This window comes from Rhodococcus sp. CX (assembly GCF_015865005.1).
Lineage (GTDB): Bacteria > Actinomycetota > Actinomycetes > Mycobacteriales > Mycobacteriaceae > Rhodococcus.
Genome location: NZ_JADZGH010000007.1, coordinates 16,497 through 32,914 on the forward strand (window position 1 = coordinate 16,497; position 16,418 = coordinate 32,914).

A 16,418-nucleotide genomic window follows, 5' to 3' on the forward strand; every position below is an offset into this window, starting at 1 on the left:
ACTCCGAACACTCGTACACGGCAATCCCCCTGTGCGGCGATATGACTTCAGCAAGAGTGCCGTCCGGGGGCGACGCGCTCAACGGTTCTGCGCAGCCTGATCGGAACTCGCGACTCCAGCCCCTAAGCTCGATCGACGATCGACGAGGACGGGAGCGCAGGTGGGCGGAGACGACGACCCGGTGTGGACTCGGCGGCGGTTCCTGGCCGGCATGGCCGGGACCGCGGCGGCCCTGATGGGGATCACCGCTCTGTTCTCGGCCGAGGCGATCGCACGCCCGGCCGCCGCTGCCCCGCCGGTCCGCGACACGATCTGCGGCATCCTCGCGTTCGTCGTCCCCGGCAACGACCCCTATTCGCGGCACCAGGGTGTGTCCACCGATCGGGTCGGTGGCGCCACCGAGGACGCCGCGGCCTCGCTCGAGCACACCTTCGACCACGCGTCGCCGGTGCCGCTGCTGGGCCGGGCCGGCGGGAACCTCCCCGGGGCGGCCGCCGTCGCCGCGCTGGTCAACATGTATGCGGTCACCGTCGACGCGGGGTCGCTCGTCGGTCCCTTCGCGGCACCGTTCGCGAATCTGAACCACGCAGCGAAGGGCCGCGTCTTCGAATTGCTCGACACCGAACCGCAGTTCGGCGGAACGATGCTCACCTACGTGGTCAACGCGATTCCCACGCTCGCCGCGTTCGCCGCGTATTCGGAGGTTTCCGCGTTCGACCCCGACCGCCGGGTCGTCACCGGCCGGCCCGTCGGCTGGGAACTGGCCCGCTACGACGGTGTCGCCGACGGGTGGGACGAGTTCGCGGGCTACTACCGCGGCGTCGACCGGATCGAGGAGTGACGTGCGGGACGTGATCGTGATCGGGTCCGGCGGTGGCGGGCCGGTCGTCGCGAAGGAACTCGCGGCACGCGGACTGGACGTCCTCGTCGTCGAGGCCGGGCCGCGCTTCGCGGATCCCGAGAGCGAGTGGACGCATTTCGAGGACGACGCGAACAATCCCCTCACCGGCTTCTTCCGGCAGGGTCCCGGCGACCGGTCGCGCACCCCGTGGCTGCGCGACCTGCCGCAGAATTCGTACGTGTGGCAGGTCGCGGGGGTCGGCGGAACCACGCTGCACTACTTCGGCAACTCGCCGCGCGCGGTGCCGGGCGTGTTCGTCGGCTACGACGGCGCGGACCGGAACATGTACGACACGGACCACCTGTTCCCGTTCGGATACGACGAATTGCGCCGTTACTACGAATGGGTCGAGGCAACCCTGCCGGTGCAGACCGCCCCCATGGGCACGAAGGAACGGATCTTCCTGCGCGGTGCGGCCGCGCTCGGCCTGCCGCACCAGACAACGCACGACACGAGCGTGGCCTCGCACCGCGCGCAGCAGAACGCGATCCTGCAGCCGGGCGGGACCGCCGGGCGCACCCGCGACCCGCAGCGGTTGCGCCACCCCGAGGCGCGGGGCTGCACGATGTGCGGCCACTGCTACCAGGGCTGCTACCTGCCGGCGGGTGCGCCCCGCAACCTGAAGGCGAAACGGTCGACGGACAACTCGTACGTGCCGATGATGCTCACCGCCGAGGCGTGGGCGCCGCACGGACGGGCCGCGACGCTGGTGACCGACGCGACGGTCACGCAGGTACTGACCGAGGACGTACACGGAGAGACGACCGCGCGCGGGGTGCGGTTCCGCACCCTCGATGGCGAGGAATACGAGGAGCATGCACAGGTCGTGGTGCTCGCCGCGGGCGCGATCGAATCACCGCGCTTGTGGCTGGCGTCGGACCTGCCGAACCCGAACGACTGGGTGGGCCGCGGCCTGACGGACCATCACATGGATGCGGTGTTCGGGGTGTTCGACGAGGACACCGGCCAGACCCGGGGCGCCGGCTCGAATGCGCGCGTCGACCTGCCCGGATACGGCGGTATCGAACAGGTCGGGATGCCGCCGGCGCTGCAGGCGTATTCGCTGGCGTTCAGCGACTCCGGCATCCACGGCTACGGCCGGGCGGGCGGCGTCGTCGACGACGCCGGGGCCGACACTCTCGGCCGGTTGGTGGGCCGGGATCTGCTCGCCACCCTCGACGACGCAAACCGGACCCTGGCGGCACTGGTGATCACCGACGACGACGTCGAACCCGGCAATCGGGTCACCCGCTCGACGATGCTGCTTCCGGACGAGGGCGGGCTCGCACCGAAGGTGACGATGCGGCACCGGCGGCGGTCCGAACGCACGCGACGGAACCGGGAGTACTGCACCCGCAAGGCCGTCGAGCTGATGCGGGCCGCGGGCGCGCGCTCCGTGCACCGCTGCGACTGGCCACCGCTGATCCTGCACGCCCAGTCGAGCATGCGGATGGGGACGAGCGGGAACGACTCGGTGCTCGACGCCACCGGCGAAGCTCGTTGGGTGAAAAGACTTTTCGTCGCGGACAATTCGGCGCTCGCGAATTCGCTGGGCGGGCCCAATCCGACGTTGACGACGCAGGCACTCGCGACCCGCACGTCCGAGGCAATCTTCCGCACCTACTTCGGCGGCGACGCGTGGGTCGGGCGTGAGGACCCGGTGTCCTCCGTCGACGACCGGGTCACCGCGGCGGTGATCGCGCAGGGGTTGTGACACCGGATCGGTCTCGATGTTCGCGACGATACCCCGCGACGGTATCCGGTTCAGGCCCTCGGACGCGTTCGTCGACGATCGGCTCTCCGGCCGGTGCGGTACCGCACCGGCCGGGTCCGGACGAGAACCGAGTCAGTCGGTCGGGAACTCGACGATACGGCCCGTGCACTCGCCGAACAGGATTGCCGATCCATCTGCAGCTGTAGCTTTCGCCCGGAGGGTGACCTCGTCCCCGTCGCGCAGGAAGGTGAACGAGGATCCGTCGCTCAGGGTGACCGGTTCCGCACCGCCCCAAACCAGTTCGAGGAAGGAGCCGCGCTGGTCTTTCTCCGGACCGGAGATGGTGCCACCGGCGAAGAAGTCACCGGCACGCAGCCCTGCCCCGTTGACGGTCATATGGGCGAGCATCTGTGCCGCGGTCCAGTAGGTCGACGCGAACGGAGGCTTGGCAACGACGTCTCCGTTGAGGACAACCTCGAAGGTGACGTCGAACGACCAGGGTCGCTCGTCGGCGTCGTCGAGGTACTCGGCCAGCGGGGTGTCGCGGGTCGGCGGGGCGACCCGCACCGCGTCGAGTGCCGCCAGCGGTGTGATCCACGGAGAGATCGTCGTGGCGAAGGACTTGCCGAGGTTCGGGCCGAGCGGGACGTACTCGTAGTTCTGGATGTCGCGGGCCGACCAGTCGTTGGTCAGGGTGAGACCGAAGACGTGGTTGTCGGCCTCGGACAGGGGAACTCGTCCACCGGGCACGGGAGATCCGAGTACGAAGCCCATCTCGGCCTCGATGTCGAGCCGGCGGGACGGGCCGTAGGAGGGCACCCCGTCTGTCTCGGGGCGCAGTCCGTGCGGGCGACGGATGTCGGTGCCGCTGGCCACGATGGTTCCAGCGCGGCCGTGGTAGCCGACCGGAAGATGCTTCCAGTTCGGCAGCAGCGGGGGATGTTCGGGACGGAAGATACGGCCGACGTTCGCCGCATGGAACTCGTTGCCGTAGAAGTCGACGTAATCGGCCACGGTGAACGGCATGTGCAGGTCGACCCCGGCAAGCGGGCGGGCAACCGCAGCGATCCGGTCGGCGTCCGCGGCTGCGGACAGCACGCTCTGCAGGTCCGCGCGCAACCGATCCCAGGTGGCACGGTCGGCCGTCAGGAGGACGTCGAGGTTCGACTGGTCGACCAGCGGGTACAGGTCGGAGTCCTGCGCGACGAGATCCGAGAGGGCGACCACGTGATCGCCGACGCGCACGCCGAAGCGCGCGGCGGTGCCGGGCGTGGAGAAGGACCCGTAGGGCAGGTGGGCGATGCCGAAACCTTCGGTGGCGTAACGCGCCACGAAGCTGTCGGGCGAGGGGGTGGTCATGGGTTCTCCTGGTGGATCGGCTCAGTTTCCGTGGTCGGAAGCGATGTTCGGGATCAGGTCGAGTTCGTCGAGGGTGTCGAGCGGTTCGGCGATGCTGCAGGTGCCGAACGATTCGAACATCGTCCTCCACTGGGCGGCGATCGCCCGCAAGCGCTCCGCGAGAACGCTTCCGTCGGTTTCGGCGAGTGTCGTGGCGACCGCTGCGGTGTCGGCTCCGTCCAATGCTTCTCCGGTGGCGACGGCGATGTTCAGGAAGCCGTGGTGCACGAAGCCGGTCGAGTCGTCCCGGTAGCGCACGGCGCGGTGCAGGCCTGCGGTCAGTTTGAAGGATCGCTTCGCGGCGACGGCAGTCGTGATCACCTCCGCGAGGTCCTCGACGGAGGGGAACGCTTCGGCCACCAGTCCGCCGGTGCGCGCCTTCAGCCGCACATCGGTTCCGGTGAAGCTGTCGAGAAGGCCTGCGCGAATGTGCGGTACGGCCAGTTCGACGTGGACGCTGTACCGCTCGGTCAGAGCGGCGGCGTCGGCGACGACCTGTCGGGGATCGAGGTCGTCGGTCTTCAGTTCGAGGCCGCCGACCCGGATCGCGGGCGCGACTCTCTCGACCGCGGCCAATGCCACATCGAGGCCACCGGCGGGCACCACCACTCCGACGCGGAGCGGGCCTTCGCCGGTTGCGTCGACCAGGCTCGCTGCGGCGTCGAGTGCGTCGACCGGCAGCAGCAGCGGCCCGACCAGACGGCCGAGCGGGGTGCCGCGTCGGGCGATGTGGTCGGGCACCGCCTGGCCCAGGGGGGCGCGTCCGGGCGGGAAGACGGCCGCGTCGTCGAAGAAAGCATCGAAAACCTCAGGGCTGCAGACTGATTCAGGCATCGATCCACCGCCCTCCCGACCAGGACGAGGCGTAGCGGGCGTCGTCGGAGGCGAGTGCGGCCTCGCCGAGCAGCAACGGCCGGAAGGTGTCGACCATGATGCCGGTCTCGTCGAAGAAGTCCTTCCCGAGGCTGGCCTCGATTGCGCCCGGCTGCGGTCCGTGGGCGTGGCCACCGGGGTGCAGGGAGATCGACCCGATGCCGATGCCGGAACCCTTGCGCGCTTCGTAGTTGCCACCCACGTAAAACATGACCTCGTCGGAGTCGACGTTCGAGTGGTAGTACGGCACCGGGACCGACTGGGGGTGGTAGTCGACCTTGCGCGGCAGGAAGTTGCAGATCACGAAGTTGTGGCCTTCGAAGACCTGGTGCACCGGCGGCGGCTGGTGGAGCTTGCCGGTGATCGGCATGAAGTCCTCGAGCGCGAAGACGAACGGGTACAGGCAGCCGTCCCAGCCCACCACGTCGAAGGGGTGGTGCGGCACGACGTGCACCGTGCCGGTGATGCCCGACGCTCCCCGGTGCTTGATGTAGACCTCGACGTCTGTCTCGTCGACGAGCAGCGGCTCGCTGGGGCCCTGCAGGTCGCGCTCGCAGTAGGGCGCGTGTTCGAGCAGTTGGCCGGTGGACGAGAGGTACCGCTTGGGCGGTCCGACGTGGCTGTTGGACTCGACCGCGAACAGACGCAGTGGTTCCGAGCCCACCACCCGCCACCGGTGGGTAGTGGCCCGGGGGATGACGATGTACTGCTCGGCGCGCACTTCCAGGGCGCCGAAGACGGTTTCGACGATCGCTTCGCCGGACTCGACGTAGACGCATTCGTCGCCGATCGCATTGCGGTAGAGCGGCGAATCCGATCCGGCGACAACGTAGTACAGGCGCACGTCATCGTTGCCGAGCAACAGGCGACGGCCGCGCACCGCGTCGGTGGAACCCGGATCACCGTCGACAAGATCGTGCAGTCGCAGGTGACGGGGCAGCAGCGGTTCGTTGGGGACCAAATCGTGATCCGGCAACTCCCAGCGGCGAGCGCCGACGATCGCCGAGGGGATGTAGCGGTGATAGAGCAACGAAGAATCGGAGGAGAACCCTTCTTCTCCCATGAGTTCCTCGTAGTACAGTGCGCCGCTGCCGTCCCGCAGGACGGTATGGCGATGGCGCGAGATGGTTCCGACACTGCGGTAGTGGACCACGTTGGCTCCCTCTGGCGATGACGTGACGAGCCCCCCTGCGTCGTGCAGGGACGAAAGACTCGGCGGAATCCCCGTAACGGTGACCACAGTGATGAGGACGAGGACGGTTCTCAAACGCCGATGTGCCCTGGAAAGGATGCAGCGCACCCGCTCTCCGTCCGCGCTCGCGCGGCACAGGTCGAGGCCTACTCGCCGTCTAGCTGGGGATATGCCGGTGACTTGGCTGGCAAGCCGACGATGAGGAGCGGTGTCGTGCACGCAAACGCAGGCCTCAAACTGAAATGTTTTTGAAATGTTTTTCGTGTCAGACTTTGGTCCTGCCTGCTCCGTGACTTGGAGCACAACCCGATCTTCCGGCCGTAGCGCCGCCCCCATACAAGACGCCCCAGAAAAGAGGTTTCTCTGTGAAGACCATCGACACCGAAGTTCTCATCGTCGGCGGAGGCGGATGCGGCCTGACCGCTTCGATCATCCTGGCCGACCTCGGAGTGGACTCCCTGCTCGTCGAACGGCACCCCTCCACCTCTCACCTGCCCAAGGCACATCTCCTCAGCCAGCGCACGATGGAGATCTTCCGCCACCACGGCGTCGCCGACAGCCTGTTCGCAGAGGGCTCCCCTGTGGACAAGATGTCGAAGGTGCGTTTCGCGACCTCCCTGGGCGGCGACGGCCACCTCGACCGTCGCACGATCTTCTCGATCGACGCCTTCGGCGGCGGATCGCTGCGCCATCGGTACGAGATGGACAGCCCCGTCGTGTGCACCGATCTTCCCCAGATCCGACTCGAACCGGTCCTGCGCGACCACGCCGAGCAGCGCAATCCCGGGCGCGTGCTGTTCCACACCCAGCTCGAATCCTTCGCCGCCGACGACGACGGTGTGACCGCGGTGATCTCGGACCGCGACACCGGTGAGCAGACCGAGGTCCGCGCTCGCTTCATGATCGCAGCCGACGGCGGCAAGACCGTGGGCCCGGCCCTCGGCATCCAGACCATCGGCGAGAAGAACGTCCTCGATATGGTGACCGTCTACTTCGAAGCAGACCTGTCTCCCTGGGTCCCCGACGACGGCACCTTCCAGACCTGGTTCGCCAACGTCAACGCCAAGGGACTGTGGTCCAACGGCAACCTCGGTCCTCGCGGCCCGCACCCCTGGGGTGCCCGTTCGAAGGAATGGGCCGTGCACTTCTCGATGCCCGTCGAGGAAGGCAAGAAGTTCGACAACACGACGGTTGTCCCGCGTATCCGGGAACTGCTCGGCATCCCCGAACTGGACCTGAACGTGCTCAGCGTCAATCACTGGATCATCGAAGGCGTGCACGCCGAGCGCTACCGCGAGGGACGCATCCTCCTGGCCGGCGACGCCGCCCACAAGCATCCCCCGACTTCTGGACTCGGTCTGAACTCCGGCATCGGCGACGCCCACAACCTGTGCTGGAAGCTCGCCGCGATCCTGCGGGGCTGGGCCGGCATCGACCTGCTCGACAGCTACGAGGCCGAGCGCCTGCCGGTCGCGCAGCAGAACATCGACTGGGCGATGATGACCTTCCGCGCCCACGCCATCCTGCCCGCCGCCGTCGGCCTCGTCGCCGGCGACCAGGAGAAGAACCGCCAGGCGCTCACGAACCTGTTCGTCGACGGCCGCCGCGGTGAGATCCGCCGTAGCCTCGTCGCCGAGGCCACCACGTCGCTGCGCCGCGAATTCCAGGCTCACGACCTGGATCTCGGAGTTGTCTACGAAGACGGCGCGGTCCTCGCCGACGGAACCGACGCCCCGGGACGCGACCCGGCCGGCCTCGAATACGTCCCCACCACCCGCCCCGGTCACCGCCTACCGCACGCCTGGTTGCTCGACGGCGACAACAAGATCTCCACGCACGACCTGATCCAGCCCGGCCGACTGGTGCTCATCGTCGACACCGACGGGCAGACCTGGGTCGAGACCGCCGAAAAGCTCGCCGAACAGCGCGGCATTCCCCTCGATGTCGTCACGGTCGGTCGACGTGCATCCGTGCGCCCGGTCGGCGACCACTGGCACGACATCCGCGGCATCCGTGACGACGGTGCGATTCTCGTGCGGCCCGACGGCCACATCGCCTTCCGCGCGCAGTCCATGCTCGATCACCCCACCCATGCGCTCGAGGCGGCGTTCGCCGCGTCGACGGCAACGTCCTGATCGAAAGGCCCCTCCCATGTCCTTCACTTCGAGCGGTCAGGCCGCCACCGATCCCCGTCGGATCGACGCTCTCACCACCGCCGCGCGCCTGGAGCGACTGCCCGTCGGCTCCTGGCACTGGAAACTGACCGCACTGGTCGGCATCGGCGCGTTCTATGAATACTTCGAGGTATTCCTCGGCGGCGTACTCGCCGCGGTCCTCGGGCCTCTCTGGGAACTGAGCACCTACGAGAAGGCCGGCCTGATCGCCTCGGTCTTCCTCGGTATGTTCGTCGGCGCCATCACCCTCGGCCGCGTCGCCGACCGCGTCGGTCGCAAGAAGATGTTCCTGATCAACCTCAGCATCTATCTGGCGTTCTCGCTACTCGCCGCGTTCTCCCCCAACGTGTGGTTCCTCATCGCCTGCCGGTTCATCGCCGGTATCGGTGCCGGCGCCGAAGCCGCTCTGATCCCCACCTATCTCGGCGAGTTCATCCCGCGCCACCGCCGCGGCCGGTACATCGGCTACGCGTTCACCCTCGCGTTCGTCGCCTACCCGCTCGTCGCCCTCGCCGGCGCCCCGCTGGCGAAGACCCACTTCCTCATGGACGGCTGGCGCTGGCTGCTCGTACTCGGTGCCAGCGGCATCATCGTGCTGCTGTGGATGCGGCGGAACATGCCCGAATCCCCCCGCTGGCTGGTCTCGGTGGGCCGCACCGCCGACGCCGACGCCGAACTGCGCAAAATCGAAGACGACGTGCGCCGCCGCACCGGGTCCGACCTGCCCGCCCCCGACTACACCGCCCTGCCCCCGGAGGTCGACGAACACCACAAGGCCAAGATCTCGGACCTGTTCCGCGGCAACACCCGGAACTCCATGATCGCCGTCGGATCCCTGTGGACCATCGGCGTGCTCGCCTACTACGGCTTCAGCTCCCTGGCGCCGGTGCTGCTGGTGGACAAGGGATACGACATCACCAAGTCCCTGTTGTACACGGCCGTGATTGCAGCCGGTTACCCCTTCGGCGCTCTGACCGCGGCGCTCGTGGCAGAAAAGCTCGAACGCCGCACGCTGACGGTGGTCACCGCACTGGCCACCGCCGTCGCCGGTCTGGTCTTCGGGTATGGATCCGGTGACGCCGTCATCATGGCCGCAGGATTCGCCATGGGCTTCGCCTCCAACGTCCATTCGAGCGGCGTGAACATGTATGCCTCCGAAGTGTTTCCGACGCGTCTGCGCTCGACCGCCATCGGACTGTGTTACGGATCGGGCCGGTTGTTCGCCTTCCTCATGCCCTTCCTCGGATTGACGATCCTCGACACCTTCGGCGGCTCGACCGTACTGTTGCTTTCAGCTGTCCTGTTCGCCATCACGGCGGTCCTCGTCTGGATCTTCGGACCCAAGACCACCGGCCGATCCCTCGAAGACATCTCGGAAGCCGTACCCACCGAGCGTTGAGGCACCGGTTCGGGGTTCCGCATCGACCCAGCGGAACCCCGAACCCCTGTTCCGAGGGCCCACGAGGCAGAGCACACCATCGAGGAGGATCATGTCCGTGTATTCCGGCAACCGCGCAAACGGCATGACCACTTCCCGTCGGCCTCGAGCCGGGGCTCCGGCCGTATTCCCGGTCCCCCGTCAGCGGTTGGCGATCGTCGGGCCGGATGTCGACCATCCGGCGGTCCTCACCACGAAACGACTCGCCGACAAACTCGGATGGCCCCATCTCGTCGTAACGGACCGCAGCAAGCTCGTGTGGGCAATCACTGTCAACAAGCCCGCACTCGTCGCTGTCGTCGGAGACGCGGACAACACTGCCCATCTCGACGACATCGGAGCACTACGGAACTCCTACAAGGGACCGATCGCCGTGCTCGGCGCACTGTCACCACAACTGACGGTGTCGGCGCTCGTCAACGGTGCCGACAGCGTCCTGCGGTCGGACCTGCGCGACGACGAACTCGGCGCGCGATTGCTCGCTTTGGTGCGGCGCACTGCCGAAGGCTCCGAATCGGGAGCGCGATACCTGACCGCGGAAGGCTTGCGTGTCGACCTGTGGCGGAAGGAAGTCACTCTCGACCGTACACCGCTCCACCTTTCCTCGACCGAGTACCGATTGCTGGTGTGCTTGATGGAAAGCGCGGGGCAAACGGTTCCCTGGAATCGGATCCTGCATCGTGTGTGGGGATGGGCCGACGCCGACGTCAATATGCTGCGTATCTACATCACCCGACTGCGCAAGGCGCTGGGCGAGACAGCGGCGTCCTCGAAGTTCATCAAATCCGTTCGCGGGCACGGATACATGTTCGCTCAGCCCGTGATCGAAGCTGCCGATCGTGAATCCGACACGGTCGACGGTGAATTACCTATGATGCAGCGCCTCGCCGCGAAGTGCACCGAACTGGCGACCGCCACGGATATTACGGGAGCAGCTTCTCGTATCGCGGAAAGTCTTGTCACCGAAGGCACCGTCGACGCGGTCGGACTGCACCTGACCGATGGTGAAATACTCCGACTGGTAGGTCATTTCGGATTCACAACCGAATGGGAACAGGTGGCCCGTGAACTCGCGCTCGCCGACGATCGCTATGCTTCCATTCAGTCGGTTCGTCGTGCGCAGCCGGTGCAGTTGCTTCGGCGGCGTTCCCACACCTTCCCCGGCACCAACGCCGCCGTCTCGTCGGATGCTCCCGGAACGTATCTGTTCGTTCCGATCAGCCATGCCGGAGAGACGATCGGCACCATGGGTGTCGTCCGCAGATCCGACGAGCCGTTCGGACCGTTGACCATCTCGTATCTCCAAGCCGTCGCCGCCCTGTGCGGAGCATGCCTAGGCCCGCAATGGGATTCGGGTCGCTCATCCCGCGCCGGGCGCCCCTGACCGATCACAACCACGGCCGTACCGTCGCGCCGTGAAGGAGGAACCACCATGTCCATCGTGTACACCGACGCCGCAACCGCCCTCGACGGTGTCCTGTTCGACGGGATGACCCTCGCCGTCGGAGGTTTCGGGCTCAGTGGCGTCCCTGTCGACCTCATCGAAGCCGTACGCGATTCGGGCGTGAAGGATCTGACCGTGGTGTCCAACAACATGGGTATCGACGGCAAGGGTCTGGGCATCCTGCTCGAAGACGGACAGGTCCGCAAGGTCATCGCCTCCTATGTCGGCGAGAACGCTCTGTTCGCGCAGCAGTATCTTTCCGGCGCCCTCGACATCGAATTCAATCCTCAGGGAACACTCGCTGAACGCCTGCGGGCCGGCGGAGCGGGGATCCCGGCCTTCTACACGGCCACAGGTGTCGGCACCGAGGTTGCCGAGGGTAAGCCGCATGCCGAATTCGACGGCCGCAACTATATTCTCGAGCGGGGCATCGTCGCCGACGTCTCCCTGGTCCGTGCTCATCGGGCCGACACGGACGGAAATCTCACTTACCGGTACACCGCCCGGAACTTCAACCCCGTCGTCGCGGCTGCTGGCAAGGTGACGATCGCCGAGGCCGAGGAAATCGTCGAGATCGGTGCTGTCGCACCCGATGCCGTGACCACCCCGGGCGTCTACGTCCAACGCGTCGTCAAGGCCTGCGCCCGGACCAAGGACATCGAACAGCGCACGGTCCGTCCCCGACCGGTGAGCGCCTCCGTCTGAACCCCTCGACCTACTTTCGAAAGGAGCTTCACCATGCCGTGGACTCGTGACGAGATGGCCGCCCTGGCGGCGTCCGAACTGAACGAGGGTGCCTACGTCAATCTGGGCATCGGGATCCCCACACTCGTGGCCAACAACCTGCCCGAAGGCCGCCGGGTGATCCTGCAGAGCGAGAACGGCCTGCTCGGGATGGGACCGTTCCCCTACGAGGGGGACGAGGACGCCGATCTGATCAATGCCGGCAAGCAGACCGTGACGATCGTGCCCGGTGGCAGCATCTTCGACTCGTCCGAGTCGTTCGGGATGATCCGCGGCGGCCACGTCCAGGTCGCCATCCTCGGCGCGATGCAGGTCTCCGCATCCGGAGATCTCGCGAACTGGAGCATTCCGGGCAAACTCGTCAAGGGCATGGGTGGCGCGATGGACCTGGTGGTCGGCACGCCTCGGGTGATCGTGCTGACCGAGCACGTTGCGAAGGACGGCTCCCCGAAGATCGTCGAGACGTGCACTCTTCCGCTGACCGGGGTAGGTGTCGTCGACTGCATCGTCAGCGACCGCGCCGTCTTCGACGTCGTCGACGGCGCGCTCGTGCTGCGCCGCCTCGCCCCCGGCGTCGACGTCGACGAACTGCGCGCGATCACCGGCGCTCCGTTCACGGTCGCCCTGGACGAGGAGCTGGTGGCATGAGCCTGCGCGACCGCTTCGGCACCGACGTCCTGGCCACCGGATGGGGTCATTCCCCGTTCGGCAAACTCCCCGACCAGACCCTCGAATCGCTTGTGGTGTCCGTCGCCCGCGACGCACTCGACACCGCCGGCATCGAACCCGGTCAGGTCGACGAGATCTACTTCGGCCAGTTCAACTCCGGAATGCACCCGCTCGGCTTCGCTTCGTCGCTGGCCCTGCAGCTCTCCGACGACCTCGCCGGGGTGCCCGCCACCCGCGTCGAGAACGCCTGCGGCTCGGGCAGCGCCGCGGTTCAGCAGGGTATCCGGGCCCTGCTGGCCGGCACCGCCCGCACCGTGCTGGTGATCGGTGCCGAAAAGATGACCCACGCCGGTCCCGACGTGGTCGGAGCCGCGCTGCTCGGCGCCGACTACGAGTCCGCCGGCAAGGAGTCGACGACGGGCTTCGCGGGGCTGTTCGCCCGAGTCGCCGATGCCTATGCCGATCGGTACGGGCCGGTCGCCGACCCCCTCGCCCACATCGCCGCGAAGAATCACCGCAACGGGGTCGCCAATCCGTACGCGCAGCTGCGCAAGGATCTCGGCTTCGACTTCTGTGCCACGGTCTCCGAGCGCAACCCGATCGTCGCCGGGCAGCTGCGCCGCACCGACTGCTCCCCGGTCTCCGACGGCGCCGCAGCCCTGGTGCTGACCACGGAACCGGTCTCCGGGGCGGCGCAGGCGCCGGTGCGGATCGCCGGGTTCGGGCAGGCCAACGATTTCCTGCCCGCCGCCAAGCGGGATCCGATCGAGTTCGCGGGCAGTGTCACAGCCTGGCAGCGCGCCATGGCCATGGCCGGCACCACCGTTGCGGATCTGGACTTCGCCGAGGTGCACGACTGCTTCACCATCGCCGAACTCGTCCTCTACGAGGTGATGGGGCTGGCCGAGCGCGGGAAGGGCCGGCAGGTGCTCGACCACGGCACCGTCCTGCCCGGCGGTGCCCTGCCGGTGAACCTGTCCGGCGGGCTGAAGTCCAAGGGGCATCCGGTGGGCGCGACGGGGGTGTCCCAGCACGTCATCGCCGCGATGCAGCTCAGCGGCACCGCCGGGGACATGCAGCTCGGTCGCGCCCGTCGAGGTGTCGTCCACAACATGGGTGGCCTCGCGGTGGCGAACTACGTCAGCGTGCTCGAAGCCGTCTGATCCCGTACGGGTGCTTCGGTCCGGATCCCGATTACGGATCCGGACCGAAGTGTTTCTGCCGGCGCCGGATCGGCCCGCCGAGCGTGCACTTGTTGTCGATATTTCCGGCATTTTTCGACAAGACGTGCACACTCGGTGCCCGGAATACGGAGCGAAAACAGGTACCCCACCCCGCCGGTCGGCCGTTCCCGGAATCCTGCGCGCACACGATCCTCGAAGGACCGAAACGCTCCTTCCACCGGGAGGCACACATGCCCGAAACACCGGCCCCGCTGTCACCCGCTGCGGTGAGCGAACATGCTGCACCGATACCCCTGCGACGTCGCCGCTCCCACTCCCCCACCCGCATCGCGGACCGCGGCGCCCGGAGGTACCACGTCCAGCCGAATGCGGCGGCACCCTCGCACGACGTCGACTGGGTCCGGCGTTCCCTCATGACCTGCGACTTCCTCGCCGGCGTGCAGTCACTGGATCCCGGGGACCGGAAGCTGGTCGCCTTCGCCGTCGAATGGGCGCCCTTCGGCGGGGCCGGCCCGGAGGAACTGTTCATCACCTTCGGCGTGGGACGGACCAGGTTCCTGCATCTGCTGCAAGCCGCGATGATGACGAGACCGACCGACTCCGTACGACTGCGCGCCACCAAGTCCGCTCTCCGCGACGAGCTCCTCAGCGCATGGCGAGGATCGACGCCGGGACCTAGTCGTGCGTCTGCTCCGCAACCCAGGCCGCGACCTGCGCCCGGGAGGTGAAGCCGAGTTTGGCCAGGATGTGCTCCACATGCCCTTGTGCCGTGCGCGGTGAGATCACCAGGCGACGGGCGATGGCCTGGTTCGTCAGGCCCTCGCCGATGAGGTCGGCGACCTGACGTTCCCGCTTGGTCAGTCGCACCGACGTGTCGGTGTCGCGCGTGGAGGTGGCCGGCGGCTGCTCGTGGAGGGCGTAGGCAATGGCCGCGTCGAAGCCGAGTTGTTCACCTCGGCCGAATGCCGCGGCGAATGCTTCCCTACCGAGGTGCTGTCGGGCCTTCCGTTCGGATTCCCGATGGTAGGCAAGCAGATTGGAATGTATCACCGCAGCACTACCGATCGACCGTGCCATTCCTTCCGCCGCCCCCATCAGGACCGCTGCCCGCTTCAGGTCGCCCAGGTCGCTGGTGATCCAGGCCAGAGCCTCGAGGCACGACGTGACCACGCGCGGGTACCGCACTTGCCGGGCCAGGTTCAACGATTCCTCCAGGAGCCGCACCGCACGATCCGGTTCTTCCCGTCGCCACACGTCAACGGCCAAGGCCCACAGCGAAAGTGAACGATACATCTTGCCGCCGTGTCCTTCGGTCATTGCCAGCACACGTTCGTGACATTCGACGGCCTCCGGTATCCGGTCGGACAGCCCGAGGGCCAACCCCAGCGAATACAGCATGCCGATCTCGCGGGTGGGTTCCCCACGTCCACGGAAATGAGCGAGGGCGGCCTCGAGGTGAGAAATGGCGTGCGGGAGGTCGCCGCTGTGGAGCGCCAGCGAACCGTCGGCGGCATCGACCAGAGCGCGCATCAGGGGATCGTCGGTCTGCGCGATCAGCCTGCGCCCTGTCTCCAGGAACCCGGCTGCCGCCTGCAGGTCGCCCTGCACACTGGCCATCACGGTGGCACGGTAGAGCGTTTCGACCCACTCGACCGTGGGCGGCCCGCTCTGGCGGGCGAGCAGCCGTTCGTACCAGCGTCGCCCCTCGTTGTAGAAGCCTTGGGAGGCCCAGAAGAGGTAGAGCTCGCCGGCGATGCGCAGCCCGGCGGCGGGATCGTCCTCGAGGCTGAATTCGAGGGCCTCGCGCAGGTTCGGTAGTTCCCGCCTGAGGCGGGCGATCCAGTCGAGCTGACGCTCGCTGACCCACTCGGCCCGCGCGGCGATTGCCAACGCCTCGTACCAGTCCCGATGGAGGCGGCGCAACGCGAGCTCCTCGCCGGACTGCTCGAGTTTCTCGACACCGTAGTCGCGCAGCGTCTCGAGCATCCGGAACCGCACCACCGACCCGGCCTCCTCCCGGATCAGGATCGACTTGTCCACCAGGGAGGTCAGCGTATCGAGCAACTCGCCCGCGGCCAGGCCCTCGCCGCACACGTGCTCGGCCGCGTCGAGATCGAAGCTGCCCGCGAACACCGCCACCCGTCCCCACACGAGTTGTTCGGTGGCGGTGCACAATTCGAAGCTCCAGTCGATGCACCACCGCAGGGTCTGCTGCCGCGTCGGCGCACCCCGAGTGCCGCGGGTCAGCAAGGCGTAACGGTCGGTCAACCGTTCGAGGATCTGCTCGGGCGACAGCGCCCGCAACCGGGCCGCGGCCAGCTCGATCGGCAGCGGCAACCCGTCGAGCCGATGACAGATCCCCGCCACCGCCGCCGCATTCTCCTCGGTCAGCGCAAATCCTGGCACGGCGGCCGCGGCGCGGTCGGCGAACAATTTCACCGCGTCGTAGCGAGACAGCGCCCGCAACGAGTACGGCCGCTGTGGATCCGGAACGCCCAGCGGCGGAACTCGCAGCACGGCCTCTCCGCCGAGGCCCAACGGTTCGCGGCTGGTGGCCAGAATCCGCACTCGCGGACACCCCCGCAGAAGCCGGTCGGCGAGTGCGGCGGCCGCGTCGATCATGTGCTCGCAGTTGTCGAGAACCAGCAGCATCTCTTGCGGGGCGAGGAACTCGAGCAGCGCCTCCC

At 67.5% G+C, this 16,418-nt stretch carries 12 protein-coding genes; 8 read left to right on the forward strand and 4 right to left on the reverse strand.

Going from position 1 to position 16,418, the window contains the following annotated elements:
• Window positions 1-160 precede the first annotated feature (160 nt).
• The gene (locus I0Q12_RS00240; RefSeq protein ID WP_248676248.1) at window positions 161-841 is read left to right on the forward strand and encodes a hypothetical protein; all 681 of its coding nucleotides are present in this window, start codon (window positions 161-163) and stop codon (window positions 839-841) included.
• 1 nt (window position 842) lies between these two features.
• Complete coding sequence (locus tag I0Q12_RS34780) at window positions 843-2,615, forward strand: GMC family oxidoreductase N-terminal domain-containing protein (protein WP_197250040.1); 1,773 nt, start codon at window positions 843-845, stop codon at window positions 2,613-2,615.
• 132 nt (window positions 2,616-2,747) lie between these two features.
• On the opposite strand, the gene fahA is transcribed toward I0Q12_RS34780, so the two are convergent.
• The 3 genes from fahA to I0Q12_RS00260 are packed head-to-tail and all read right to left on the reverse strand — an operon-like array spanning window position 2,748 to window position 6,039.
• Window positions 2,748-3,974, reverse strand: a complete 1,227-nt coding sequence (gene fahA / locus I0Q12_RS00250) for a fumarylacetoacetase (protein WP_197250041.1) — start codon at window positions 3,972-3,974, stop codon at window positions 2,748-2,750.
• A gap of 21 nt (window positions 3,975-3,995) precedes the next feature.
• Window positions 3,996-4,847 (reverse strand): hypothetical protein, encoded by an 852-nt coding sequence (locus I0Q12_RS00255; protein ID WP_197250042.1) that lies wholly within the window; start codon window positions 4,845-4,847, stop codon window positions 3,996-3,998.
• Window positions 4,840-6,039 (reverse strand): homogentisate 1,2-dioxygenase, encoded by a 1,200-nt coding sequence (locus I0Q12_RS00260; RefSeq protein WP_197250043.1) that lies wholly within the window; start codon window positions 6,037-6,039, stop codon window positions 4,840-4,842. Before I0Q12_RS00260 ends, I0Q12_RS00255 begins: the two co-directional genes overlap by 8 nt.
• 404 nt (window positions 6,040-6,443) lie before the next feature.
• Between I0Q12_RS00260 and I0Q12_RS00265 the strand changes: the two genes are divergently transcribed.
• The 6 genes from I0Q12_RS00265 (at window position 6,444) to I0Q12_RS00290 (ending at window position 13,710) form a co-directional block, all read left to right on the forward strand.
• The gene (locus I0Q12_RS00265; protein WP_197250044.1) at window positions 6,444-8,213 is read left to right on the forward strand and encodes an FAD-dependent monooxygenase; all 1,770 of its coding nucleotides are present in this window, start codon (window positions 6,444-6,446) and stop codon (window positions 8,211-8,213) included.
• Between the two features lie 16 nt (window positions 8,214-8,229).
• Window positions 8,230-9,651 carry an MFS transporter gene (locus I0Q12_RS00270; protein WP_197250045.1) on the forward strand — a complete coding sequence of 474 codons (1,422 nt, stop codon included), beginning with the start codon at window positions 8,230-8,232 and terminating at the stop codon, window positions 9,649-9,651.
• A 91-nt stretch (window positions 9,652-9,742) separates the two neighbouring features.
• On the forward strand, window positions 9,743-11,074 hold the full coding sequence (locus tag I0Q12_RS00275) for a winged helix-turn-helix domain-containing protein (RefSeq protein ID WP_197250046.1): 1,332 nt from the start codon (window positions 9,743-9,745) through the stop codon (window positions 11,072-11,074).
• Between the two features lie 48 nt (window positions 11,075-11,122).
• Window positions 11,123-11,839, forward strand: coding sequence for a CoA transferase subunit A (locus I0Q12_RS00280; RefSeq protein WP_197250047.1), 717 nt, complete (start codon window positions 11,123-11,125; stop codon window positions 11,837-11,839).
• Between the two features lie 33 nt (window positions 11,840-11,872).
• Window positions 11,873-12,526, forward strand: a complete 654-nt coding sequence (locus tag I0Q12_RS00285) for a CoA transferase subunit B (RefSeq protein ID WP_197250048.1) — start codon at window positions 11,873-11,875, stop codon at window positions 12,524-12,526.
• The gene (locus I0Q12_RS00290) at window positions 12,523-13,710 is read left to right on the forward strand and encodes an acetyl-CoA acetyltransferase (protein ID WP_197250049.1); all 1,188 of its coding nucleotides are present in this window, start codon (window positions 12,523-12,525) and stop codon (window positions 13,708-13,710) included. Before I0Q12_RS00285 ends, I0Q12_RS00290 begins: the two co-directional genes overlap by 4 nt.
• Window positions 13,711-14,406: 696 nt before the next feature.
• On the opposite strand, the gene I0Q12_RS31590 is transcribed toward I0Q12_RS00290, so the two are convergent.
• The coding region (locus tag I0Q12_RS31590) for a LuxR C-terminal-related transcriptional regulator (RefSeq protein ID WP_231609743.1) at window positions 14,407-16,418 on the reverse strand (2,012 nt) is incomplete at its 5' end.